The organism is Ferruginibacter lapsinanis (genome assembly GCF_020783315.1).
Lineage (GTDB): Bacteria > Bacteroidota > Bacteroidia > Chitinophagales > Chitinophagaceae > Ferruginibacter > Ferruginibacter lapsinanis.
This window is the reverse complement of sequence record NZ_CP086063.1, coordinates 1,488,104-1,502,400: the sequence shown is the minus strand read 5'-3', so window position 1 is coordinate 1,502,400 and position 14,297 is coordinate 1,488,104. Positions and strand designations below refer to the sequence as shown.

Here is a 14,297-nt window from a genome sequence, read left to right as displayed (position 1 = left end):
CAGGACTTTTGACTTTTACATCACTTCAAAAATATATATAAATCCCCTGATAAGAGAGTATAAACATCTCTTTTGTTGCCTATTAACCAATTGAGACACTTAAGTATCCGCCAAATCAGCCCGATTTTACAGCATTTTACAAATGCACAAATTATTACTTCTAAAAAATCTTACTTTATCTTTGCAGCAGATGAACCTGGATGTGTTGCTGAAAGAGTATACAAATGACCCCCGCTGTTTTTCAATAGCGGACAGGATCTCTTTGTCTCAACCTCAAAGAATTCTTCTTTCTGGCCTTAGCGGCAGTGCTTCACAATTTATTGTAGCCGGCGTTTTCAACAATCCTGCTGCGGCGCAATTAAATCACCTCATCATTTTAAGAGACGCAGAAGAAGCAGCTTATTTTCATAATACTCTTGAAAACATCACCAAGGCCTTAAATCTTTTTTATTTTCCTTCTTCCTTTAAGAATAAAAAAAATTACAGACTTCTCAATAGTAGTCATGTAATGTTGCGTACAGAAGCGCTGACAAAATTAGCCAGCGGCGGAAATAAAAACCTGATCATTACTTATGGTGAAGCATTATTTGAAAAAGTAGTTTTATCAAAAACCCTTGCGGAAAATATCATTTCTATAAAACAAAATGACACCATTGATGTAAATGGTATTTTATCAAAATTTGTCGACTACGGTTTTGAAAGAACCGATTTTGTGTATGAGCCCGGACAATTTGCTATTCGTGGAGGTATATTAGATATTTATTCTTTTGGAAACGAAAAACCATACAGGATAGAATTGTTTGGTAACGAGGTTGACAGTATCAGAATATTTGATCCTGAATCTCAATTGAGTGAACGGAAATTATTACAGGTAAACATTATTCCTAATGTAGATATTTTGCAGGATGACAGTGGCGAAAAAGTGTCGTTATTGGAATCATTGCCGGATAATACTGTTATCTGGACTGAAGACTGGCAATTTATTAAAGAAAAAATTGAACAACAGGAAGAAGACCTTCAGCTCTTTTTAGCATTACTTAAGACCGATAGCAATCAACCTGTAACAAATGAAAGTGATGATGAATTACACATAAAGAAAGAGCTGAGTGAAAATGATTTTGTAAAAGCAGCGGCTATTGAGGAGCTGATGGCTCAGAGGCATATTGTAGAATTTAATAACAAATCTTACTTCTCCAGATCGTCAACCTCCAACTTCATACATCCAACATTTACTATTCATCCGCAACCTTCTTTCAATCGTCAGTTTGACCTGCTGATAAAAAACCTGAAAGAATACGAAGCAAAAAAATACAATATTTATCTTTTTGCTGAAAACCCGAAACAACTGGAGAGACTTCATGTAATTTTCACAGACCTGAAGGCTGAGATAAACGTAATTCCAGTGCCTACCAGTATTCATGAAGGATTTATAGATGATGACCTGAAAGTTGTATGCTATACTGATCATCAGATCTTTCAACGATATCATAAATACAAAGTAAAACAAGCGTTCAGCAAAGGGAAAGCTCTCACATTAAAAACTTTAAGGGAATTACAGCCCGGTGATTATGTTACGCATATCGATCATGGCGTAGGCGTGTATAGTGGGTTACAGAAGATCAACGCTAATGGCAAAATGCAGGAAGCTGTTCGGATACAATATAAAGACGGAGATCTTTTGTATGTGAACATTTCTTCTTTACATAAAATAGGTAAATACAGCGGCAAGGAAGGAAGTATTCCCAAAATGAATAAACTGGGCAGTGAGGTTTGGGGCAAGCTGAAAGAAAAGACCAAGAAACAGGTAAAAGATATTGCAACAGACCTTATCAAATTATATGCTCAACGTAAAGCTCAGGAAGGCTTTGCTCATAGTCCTGATAACTATATGCAAACCGAACTGGAAGCTAGTTTTATTTACGAAGACACCCCTGATCAGAATAAAGCAACCATTGATGTAAAAAGAGATATGGAAAGACCATCTCCGATGGATCGTTTGGTTTGCGGAGATGTTGGTTTTGGAAAAACTGAAGTAGCCATAAGGGCAGCATTCAAAAGTTGTTGTGATGGCAAACAGGCAGCAGTATTGGTTCCTACCACTATATTAGCTTATCAGCATTATAAAACTTTTGGCGAAAGATTGAAAGATTTTCCCGTAACAGTAGATTTTATCAATCGTTTTAAAACTGCCAAAGAAAAAAAAGAAACACTGCTAAAATTAGCAGAAGGAAAAATAGACATCATCATCGGTACACATGCCTTACTAAGTAAAGATGTCAAGTTCAAAGACCTGGGAGTAATGATCATTGATGAGGAACAAAAATTTGGTGTGGCCGCAAAAGAAAAATTAAAACAATTAAGAACTACAGTAGATAGTTTAACACTAACAGCCACGCCTATACCAAGAACATTACAGTTTAGTTTAATGGGAGCCAGAGACCTTAGTATCATCAATACACCTCCGCCTAACAGGCAGCCCATACAAACTGAAGTAATGGTCTTTAATGAAGATGCAATCAGGGATATTATATATTATGAAACAGAACGGGGAGGACAGGTTTTCTTCATACACAATCGTGTAAATGGTTTAGCAGAAATGAAGGGATTGATTCAAAGTTTATGCCCCGACATCAGCATCGCATTTGCTCATGGACAAATGGATGGTGATCAGTTAGAAGATACTATCCTCGATTTCATGGATAAAAAATATGATGTACTGGTTTGCACAAACATTGTAGAGAGTGGTGTCGACATCCCTAATGTAAATACGATCATTGTAAACAATGCTCATCAATTCGGATTAAGCGACCTGCATCAGTTACGTGGAAGAGTTGGCCGTAGCAATAAAAAAGCATTTTGTTATTTACTGGCCCCGCCAATGAGTACACTTCCTCCTGACAGCAGAAAACGTTTATCTACATTAGAACAATACAGCGATCTGGGAAGTGGTTTCCAGATAGCGATGAGAGATCTGGATATCCGTGGCGCCGGTAATATGTTGGGTGGAGAACAAAGTGGTTTTATTGCAGAGATCGGTTTCGAAATGTATCAAAAGATCTTGGATGAAGCCATCAGAGAATTGAAACGCACCGAATTTAAAGACTTATACAAGGAAGAAATATCACAACAAGATGATTTTGTAAGTGATTGCTCAATCGATACAGACCTGGAAATATTGATCCCTGATAGTTATGTGGAAAGTATCACAGAAAGATTAAGTTTATACAGCCGGTTAGACAATTGTGAAACAGAACAGGAGTTAACCGACTTTCATACAGAAATGAAGGATCGATTTGGTCCGATACCAGCTCCTGTGGAAGACCTCTTTACCACAGTTCGATGCAGAAAAATGGCGGTTGAACTGGGCTTTGAAAAAATATTATTGAAAGACGCCACACTCAGATGCTTTTTTGTGAGCAATCCCGATAGCCCTTATTTCCAAAGCGAAACATTTACAGGCATTTTGCAATTTTTGCAAAAGGGAACAAATAAAGCAAAGCTGAAACAAGTAGGCAAAAACGGGATATTGGTTGTAGAAAGTATGTTGAGCATGGAAATGCTACATAAATTTTTGACCAGAATGTTACAGAGTATAAAAACTGTTACCTAACGTTGATATATCACCGATGTTTCATTTCCTGGTAACAGTCCTGATTTTTTTTAATAAAATATCAGGAAATTTCTCCTTCCTCAAATACAGATTTTGTTTATTTTATATATAACAGCTGCACAAAATTCCTTTTTTAGATTTTTTTAAAATTAAAGTTGAAATTTTGATTTTAATGTGTATTTTAGACACAGTATTCTTTAGACGAATTGCTTGAATTGAAAAATTCTACACTGACTTTTTTTATTGAACAGAAATAAGATAGCTTATAATTCAGCTCCACGAAATGCTGTATTCATAAGCATTTCAGAAGATACGAGGTAATTTAAAAAGCATTGAGAGGTTTTCTTTTTTGTAGAAAATCAATTAAAAAAAATCTATATTAAAGTGTATTATTTACACATTAATACAGATTAAAAAGCGTGAAGAATACGTGGAAATTTGATCTCATTTTAAAAATAAAACCAGACTTTTTTTATATAACGCTTGACCATTTTTTAAACCTCAAATGATGAAAAAAACATTACCCACAATCCCATCTTTTAAAACAAAGATGACTTTTTCAATTTTCTTTGTTCTGTTATTATTACTATTAAGCTTTCTATCGGCATCCGCTCAAAACCTGATCACTAACGGCAATTTTGAGAGCGGTGGAGCCGGTACAGGCTTTACAACCAATTATAATCTTACCGCAGGACCTTCCAGTGTTCAAAGGAACTATGCTATTGTAAGCAACCCCAGCACAATTAATGGCAGTTGGAGCGCTTCATGTGTTGACCACACCACCGGTACAGGTAAAATGATGGTAGTAGATGGCTCTTCCGGTTCGGGAGATAAGATATGGGAACAATCCCCAGGTGGTGGTATCACCATCAGTTCAGGTACTGAATATACTTTCAGCTATTGGATACAATCTATTTCTACTACCAATGCAGTAGGTAATCTGGCCAATATCGAAGTTAGAATAAATGGCACAGTTGTTACACCAACTACCGGCAGCACTGTTTGTCCTGAAACATTATGCGGATGGGCCCAGGTAACCTATAAGTGGACTGCAACAACCAACTACGCTCAGATATGGTTATATGATAAAACTACCGGTGCAACAGGAAATGACTTTGCTTTAGATGACCTGTCGCTTACCGCTTCGCCACTTCCACTGGCAGTAAGTTATTCCATTTTCAATCCATCTTGCCCGGGCTCGGCTGATGGCGCCATTGCAGTATATGCCTCAGGCGGAGTTCCTCCTTATACCTACAGTTTGAATGGTGGAGCATTTGGTTCAGATTCTATTTTTACCGGCCTATCAGCATCTATAGGAAATTATGTTTCTGTAAAAGATGCTTCTTCGCCTACACCAACATCTGTAAGCAGCGCTGCAACAATAGCCATAACAGATCCGGCAAACCCACTTGTTGTTAGAACTGATACAACCATTACACAGATAGGCGACGCCGTTATATTATCTGCCAACGGTAGCAGTGGAGGATATAGTTGGGTAGCGGTTCCACCAGATGCAAGTTTAACGGCTCCCAACACAGCAAACCCTACTGTAACCCCGGCTGTAACCACAGTGTATACAGTAACCACTCCTAATACCAATACACCCAATCTGATATTTAATCCGGGTTTTGAAAGTGGCAATACCGGGTTTACATCTGATTATAAATATTATGTAAGCACCCTGAATCAAAAAGCATACGGTATAGTTACAGATCCTAATTCTTTTGATGCCAATTTTGTTTCAACAACTGACCATAGTGGTACGGGCAACATGATGGTGTTTGACGGATCTACTCAAAACCTGGGCAATGACAGAATGTGGTGTCAAACAATTCCTGTAACAACCAACACAGATTATACTTTCAGTTTCTGGCTGCAAACTGTGGCTACACCTAGTCCTGCTCAAATTGAGACACAAGTGAACGGCTTACCTATCAGCGGAAATCAACTAACCAGTATAGCCAATGCAAGCGCTACTCCGGACGGCTGGAGCCAGCATACATTCGTTTGGAATTCAGGATCAAATACCCTTGCACAAATATGTATGTATGACAGAACCACTGATGCAACCGGTAATGATTTTGCCATAGATGATCTTGTATTCAGCAAAAACAATGTGTGCAGTTTGTCAAGATCTGTAACCGTTACTGTAAATGATATTACTCCCGTTACACTTCTTTCTTTTACTGCCGAATGGAGTGATAATAAACAACAGGATGCGATCGTAAGATGGCATACTGTAACAGAGATCAATAGCAAATATTTTGAAGTACAACGTAGTATCGATGGAGTTCATTTCTCTGCAGTAGGAAGTTTACCCGGATCAGGTAACAGCAGTATTCCATTACAATATAATATGCTGGATAACAGACTTACAGGAATCAACGCCGATATATTTTATTACAGACTCAAAGAAGTTGGCACCAATGGCAATGTTTCTTATAGCCCAATTGCATCCATCAGACGCAATAAGTCGATCCAAAGTATTGTGATCTCTCCAAATCCTACAAGTGGAACCATCAATTTATCCGGCAACCAAACAATTAAATCGTTTAGTTTATATGATGCAATAGGCAGATTGATATTTAAAGCAAAAGAAGAGATCAACAATACAAGAAAAGTTGACTTAAGTGTATTGCCGGTTGGTATGTATGCGTATGAGGTAATTTTTAAGAATGAGCAGGTAGAAAGAGGTAAGATTCTTGTTAAGAGAAATAATTAAAAGATAAACCCAACAATATCAGCAGTAATTAAGTATTACTGCTGATATTGTTTATACTGCATTTTCCCAGATCACAGCATCATAGTAGTTAATTATAGGCGACACATAATCATATTATGAATAAAAATTTTATCGATTGTTGATTAATGTGTATTTTACACACAATATTTAACGATCAATAGCTTGTATTTAATAAACCCGTACGAAAAATGTATTACGTACAATTTCATCGTACTTCAACCGACAGGATTTACCTTAAAACCCACAAACTAATTCTAACTAATTAGGTAAAAATTAATATTTATTTTCTGATGAAAAGATTTCCGAAGCGTATTTGCAATGCCATGACAAGAGTTTTGTCCAGGTTTTTTTTACTATCCATAGTTTCACTTATCAGTATACAGGCTTCTGCTCAAATACCTTACTATTGTGATTTTGACACCAACCTTGGCAATTTTGATGGCACTGGTAATAACAATTCTTCCAATTATTCTGTAGGAACTGGTTCAGGAAACTTTCAAATATTAACTGATCCGTATACAATGAATACGGCAAACTTTATTCATTCTACAGACCATACAACCGGAACAGGTAAAATGATGGTAGTAGATGGAGGGAGCTCTGCTGGCAATAAAGTTTGGGCAGCTAACAACAGTAACAGTATCACCGGATTGATCGTTGGCAGTCAATATGTTTTTACTTATTGGATCAAAAATGTAAATACAAATACCACAGCCCCTCAAGCCAATATACAAATTGTAAAAGAAGATGGTAGTGGCCAATCCACTGTACAAACAAATTTATGTCCGGCAGACAACAACTGGACCAAGGTTACTTATACATGGACCGCCGTTGGCACCTGGGTTAAATTCTGGTTATTAGATGCAGAAACAAACACCACAAGAAATGATTTTGCTTTAGACGATCTGTCAATTATTAAAGTGCCTCCACCATTAGCATTAACGTATGCAGCAATTAATCCTACCTGTACAGGTGGCTCCGATGGCTTCATTGTTGGTTATGCAACAGGAGGCACCACTCCTTATACCTATACATTAAATGGAACGATAGTAAATGGCACCGGAATTTTTTCGAGTATGCCTGCTTCTACAAATAATACAATATCTGTTACAGATGCAGCCTCCACACCGGCAACAATAACAAAGACCGGCATTACACTAACTGATCCGGCAAATAATTTAGCCGTAACTGCCAGTAGTCCTATTTGTTCCGGCGCATCCGCTAATCTATCCGCAACTGGTGGTTCCAGCGGTGTATATTCATGGACAGCCTCACCAGCGGACCCAACTTTAGTTACATCCGGAGCCACACCGGCAGCCAATCCTACACAAACTACCACCTATACTGTTTCAACATCTACCAGTGCAACAAAAGAATTGATCTATAATGGCGATTTTTCGGGTGGTAATGTGGGCTTTAATTCTGATTACACAAATATTCAACTGAACACCAGCCTGGCTCAGCAAACATATGGTATACAACCAAACCCTAAAACCTTCGAAACCGGTTTTTCAATTTGCGGAGATCATACTTCCGGAACAGGTAATATGATGGTAGTAGATGGATCAACAGTTGCCAATGACAGAATATGGTATCAAACAATACCGGTAATACCAGGCACTGCTTACACATTTTCTTATTCATTGCAAAGTGTTACAGCTACCAGTCCGGCAATCATAGAAACACAGGTAAATGGCTCCCCTATAACCGGCGTAACTGCTACAAGCAGAAACAATGCGCCGGCAGGCACCTGCCCAAGTCCGGGAGGATGGAACCAGGTTACATACACATGGAATTCGGGTGCAGCTACAACCGCAACAATTGCATTGATAGATAGAAATGTTGCTGCAGGTGGTAACGATTTTGCTATAGATGATCTGTCTTTTTATACAACTACAACTTGCCCGATAACAAAAAGTGTAACGGTAACTGTAAACAACCAGGTATCTCCCACAATCAGTTGCGGAACAGCTACTACAAGTTCTGTTCAATTTACATGGCCTGCTGTTAGCGGCGCAACCGGCTACACTGTTTCTTATAAGATAAATAGTAACCCTGTAGTAAATGTTGGTGCTATTGGTAATGTATTAACCTATTCAGTAAACAGCCTAACGGCTGGGGATAACGTATTAATTACTGTAACCCCAACCGGTGCCGGTGGTTGTTTCACTTCCAATACACAAACCTGTACAGCTGATCCTTGTTATACGATCACAAGTCCAACTGGTGGTCAATCGCTTTGTGCAGGAGGAGATCCATCTGCGCTATCAGTAAATACAACATTCACAGGAGCCAATGCAATCTCATTTGTATATTTCACCACACAACAAACCGGTACGGCAATGTATACCGGCGGAACTTTATTAGGCAATGTAACACCTGCTGCAGGTGTAGCCAGTTATAATCCTCCGGTATTAGGCAATGCAGGATCATTACCAAATACTGCAAATACTTATTATGTATATGCCATCGCCAATCCTACTCCGGCGGGTGCAGGCTGCAGACCATTCCAGGAAATACAGGTGATTGTAAAAGCAAATAATACAGCAGGAGCTGCATCAAGCACACCAACAATTTGTATCAATACTGCATTAACAAGCATCACACATACAACAACCGGTGCTACAGGAATTAATACTGCTGCAACAGGATTGCCTGCTGGTGTAACAGCTTCATGGGCTGCTAACACAATTACCATCAGTGGTACACCTACTGCATCTGGCACTTTTAATTACAGCATTCCTCTAACAGGTGGTTGCGGTACAGTAAATGCTACGGGAACAATTAATGTAACAGCTGCGAATACTGTAACTGCTGCATCAAGTACGCCAACGCTTTGTATCAATACTGCTCTGACAAATATCACACATACAACTACCGGGGCAACAGGAATCAATACTGCTGTAACAGGATTACCTGCAGGGGTTACTGCTTCATGGGCTGCTAATACAATTACCATCAGTGGCACTCCAACAGTGTCTGGCACATTTAATTACAGCATACCATTAACAGGTGGTTGCGGTACAGTAAACGCAACTGGAACAATTAATGTAACGGCTGCGAATACTGTAACGGCTGCATCAAGCACACCAACAATTTGTATCAATACTGCATTAACAAGCATCACACATACAACTACCGGTGCTACAGGAATCAATACTGCTGTAACAGGTTTACCTGCTGGTGTTACAGCTTCATGGGCTGCAAATACAATCACCATCAGTGGTACACCTACTGCATCTGGCACTTTCAATTACAGCATTCCTCTAACAGGCGGTTGCGGTACAGTAAACGCTACAGGAACAATTAATGTAACTGCTGCGAATACAGTAACTGCCGCTTCAAGCACACCAACAATTTGTATCAATACTGCATTAACAAGCATCACACATACGACAACCGGGGCAACTGGAATTAATACAACTGCAACAGGATTACCTGCAGGTGTAACGGCTGCTTGGGCTGCTAACACAATTACCATCAGTGGTACACCAACTGCATCCGGAACTTTCAATTACAGCATTCCTCTAACAGGCGGTTGCGGTACCGTAAATGCTACAGGAACAATTAATGTAACTGCAGCCAATACAGTAACTGCTGCATCAAGCACACCGACACTTTGTATCAATACTGCATTAACAAGCATCACACATACAACAACCGGCGCTACAGGAATCAATACTGCTGTAACAGGATTGCCTGCTGGTGTAACAGCTTCATGGGCTGCTAACACAATTACCATCAGTGGTACACCAACTGCATCCGGCACTTTCAATTACAGCATTCCTCTAACAGGCGGTTGCGGTACAGTAAATGCTACAGGAACAATTAATGTAACAGCTGCTAATACAGTAACTGCTGCATCAAGTACGCCAACACTTTGTATCAATACTGCTCTGACTAATATCACACATAATACAACCGGGGCAACAGGAATCAATACTGCTGCAACTGGATTGCCGGCTGGTGTCACAGCCACATGGGCTGCTAACAAAATCACCATCAGTGGTACTCCAACAGTGTCTGGAACATTTAATTACAGTATTCCTTTAACAGGTGGTTGTGGTACAGTTAACGCAACAGGAACAATTAATGTAACGGCTGCTAATACAGTAACTGCTGCGTCAAGCACACCAACGCTTTGTATCAATACTGCATTAACAAACATCACCCATACAACTACCGGGGCAACAGGAATCAATACAACGACAACTGGTTTACCTGCAGGGGTTACTGCTTCATGGGCCGCTAACACAATTACCATCAGTGGTACACCAACTGCATCCGGCACTTTCAATTACAGCATTCCTCTAACAGGCGGTTGCGGTACCGTAAATGCTACAGGAACAATTAATGTAACAGCTGCTAATACAGTAACTGCCGCTTCAAGCACACCAACAATTTGTATCAATACTGCATTAACAAACATCACACATACAACAACCGGTGCAACAGGAATTAATACTGCTGTAACTGGTTTACCTGCAGGTGTAACAGCTTCATGGGCTGCAAACAAAATAACGATCAGTGGTACGCCTACTGCATCAGGAACTTTCAATTACAGTATACCATTAACAGGCGGTTGCGGTACAGTAAACGCTACAGGAACAATAACAGTGACTGCCGCAAATACTGTAACGGCTGCATCAAGCACACCAACAATTTGTATCAATACTGCATTAACAAGCATCGCACATACAACTACCGGGGCAACAGGAATTAATACTGCTGCAACAGGATTACCTGCAGGTGTAACAGCTACATGGGCTGCTAATACAATTACCATCAGTGGCACACCAACTGCATCCGGCACTTTCAATTACAGCATTCCTCTAACAGGCGGTTGCGGTACAGTAAACGCTACAGGAACAATTAATGTAACTGCTGCTAATACTGTAACGGCCGCATCAAGCACACCAACACTTTGTATCAATACTGCACTAACAAATATCACACATACAACAACCGGTGCAACAGGAATTAATACTGCTGTAACTGGTTTACCTGCAGGTGTAACAGCTTCATGGGCTGCAAACACAATCACCATCAGTGGTACACCTACTGCATCAGGAACTTTCAATTACAGCATACCATTAACAGGTGGTTGCGGTACAGTAAACGCTACAGGAACAATAACAGTAACTGCTGCTAATACTGTAACTGCTGCATCAAGCACACCAACTCTTTGTATCAATACTGCATTAACAAATATCACCCATACAACAACCGGTGCAACAGGAATTAATACTGCTGCAACTGGTTTACCTGCTGGTGTAACAGCCGCTTGGGCCGCAAACAAAATAACGATCAGTGGTACGCCTACTGCATCAGGAACTTTCAATTACAGTATACCATTAACAGGTGGTTGCGGTACTGTAAATGCTACAGGAACAATAACAGTGACTGCCGCTAATACTGTAACGGCTGCATCAAGCACACCAACAGTTTGTATCAATACCGCTTTAACTAATATCACCCACACAACAACCGGAGCAACGGGAATAAACACAACCACAACAGGGTTGCCTGCAGGTGTAACAGCTTCATGGGCTGCTAATACAATTACTATCAGTGGCACACCTACTGCATCCGGAACATTCAATTATAGTATCCCTCTAACCGGAGGTTGTGGCACGGCGAATGCAACAGGAACAATCACTGTAAATCCATCACCAACAGCAACCATCAGCGGCACTACTACAATTTGTTCAGGATCTACTGCATCAATAACTTTTAACGGAACTGCCAACGCAACAGTTACCTATACCATTAATAACGGGGCAAATCAAACCGTTACTTTAAATGGCGCAGGGACTGCTTCTGTTACAACAGCTGCTTTAACAGCAGATGCAACTTACACGATCGTTAGTGTTGCAACAGCGGGATCGCCAAGTTGTTCACAAACTGTTTCCGGACAATCTGCAACGGTTACCGTAAAAGCATTGCCGACAGCTACTATCAGCGGCAGCACTGCAATTTGTACAGGCACTACAACTGTGATCAGTTTTGATGGCACACCAAATGCAACTGTAACTTATACGATCAATGGAGGTGCCAATCAAACAATAGTATTAAATGGTGCAGGCTCTGCAACACTTACTACAGCACCGTTAACCTCCACAACTACTTATGACCTGGTAAGTGTGCAAACAAACGGTACACCTAATTGCTCTCAGGCTCTTAGCGGATCGGCTGTAGTGACCATCGCCACAAACATTACTCCGAAAACAATTTTCAGTTATACCACACCGATCTGTTCTAATGCAATAACTGCATCGCCTGTTACAGAAGCAGGATTCACCTACGGAGGTGTCTTCTCTTCAACAGCAGGATTAAGCATCAATGCTTCTACAGGAGTAATTGATGTAACAGCCAGCACGCCGAATACATATACGATCAATTATGATATCGCTGCCAATGGTTGCCTGGCTGCCGGCAATCATGCTGCTTCCATTACCATCAATCCAACAACAACACCTGTTACAGATTTCAGTTATACACCAGCAGCTGTTTGTTTGAACGGAACCAACCCTACTTTAAACACTGCTGCAGGGTTTACATCAGGAGGTGTTTATTCTGCTACTCCATCCGGATTAAGTATTGATCCATCTACCGGTGCTATCAATGTAGCAAGTAGCTCAGCCAATGTATACACTGTAAAATACAGCGTAGCGGCTTCGGGTTGTATGCTGGCAAAAAGCAGTACAACAACAATTACATTAAATGCCGTTCCGGGAGTTATCACAGTCAATGTTACAGAACCAACCTGTGCAACACCTACCGGTACTGTTACTGTTACATCGTCTAAAACAGGATTGACATTTAGTAACGACGGAATCAATTATACCAACACAACAGGTGTATTTGCTGGCCTGGCACCGGGCAGCAGTTACAGCATCACATCAAAAAATACGGCGGGCTGTATTTCAGCAGCAACAACCGGAAGCATTGGTAGTGTGCCGGGCTCTCCTGCTCAACCGCAAGTAAATATTACAGAGCCAAATTGTACAGTTGCCACTGCTACTATTTCAGTTACTTCGGGCACTGCTGGTTTAACTTTCAGCAATGACGGAATCAATTACACAAATACAAACGGCATCTTCACAGGCATAGCAGCAGGAAGCAACTATAGCATTACAGCAAGAAACAACCTGGGTTGTACTTCTGCTCCTAAAACAGGTGCCATTAACCTGCAACCGCAAACACCTGCAAAACCAACAGTAGCCATCACACAGCCAACCTGTACCAACGCTACAGGAATTATTACAGTTACCTCCAGCACCGCCGGTTTAACTTTCAGTGATGATGGTGCTGATTACTCTAATGCGTCAGGGATCTTCAATGGTGTTATCGCCGGATCTGCATATAGTATCACTGCAAAAAACACAGCCGGTTGTATCTCTCCTGCTGCTATAGGAAATATCAACCCACAACCACAAACACCAACTGCATATGCAGGACCCGACAAACAAATTTCTTTGGGAGAAACGGTTCAACTTGACGGAGTTGCCACTGGTAATAATGTTTCAATTGTATGGACACCAAACAGCACCATTACAAACAGAACCTCTCCTACACCGTTAGTATCACCCATCACAGATCAGATCTATACCATCACAGTAAAATCAATCGAAGGTTGTACAGCAACAGATGATGTAACCGTTAAGATCCTGAAAGAGGTCATTATACCGAATGTTTTTTCTCCTAACAATGACGGCATAAATGATACCTGGAAGATCACTAACATAGAAGATTACCCGAATGCTACGGTGGATGTATTCAACAGGTACGGGCAATTTATTTTCGGCTCTGTTGGTTATCCTGTTCAATGGGACGGAAAATATAAAGGCCAACCGGTACCTATTGGCCCTTATTACTGGATCATTAAATTAAGGTCTGACAAAAAACCAATGACCGGTACTATTTCAGTAGTTAGATAAAAAC

3 protein-coding genes are annotated in these 14,297 nt (G+C 40.4%); all 3 read left to right on the top strand.

The features are described from left to right. Window positions 1-142 precede the first annotated feature (142 nt). The 3 genes from mfd (at window position 143) to LK994_RS06535 (ending at window position 14,293) form a co-directional block, all read left to right on the top strand. Window positions 143-3,610, top strand: coding sequence for a transcription-repair coupling factor (mfd, locus tag LK994_RS06545; protein WP_229762094.1), 3,468 nt, complete (start codon window positions 143-145; stop codon window positions 3,608-3,610). Window positions 3,611-4,118: 508 nt separating this feature from the next. Next, a complete protein-coding gene (locus LK994_RS06540) occupies window positions 4,119-6,332 on the top strand; it encodes a T9SS type A sorting domain-containing protein (RefSeq protein ID WP_229762093.1) in 2,214 nt (737 codons plus the stop codon). Window positions 6,333-6,643: 311 nt separating this feature from the next. After that, window positions 6,644-14,293, top strand: a complete 7,650-nt coding sequence (locus LK994_RS06535) for a T9SS type B sorting domain-containing protein (RefSeq protein ID WP_229762092.1) — start codon at window positions 6,644-6,646, stop codon at window positions 14,291-14,293. Window positions 14,294-14,297: the final 4 nt, after the last annotated feature.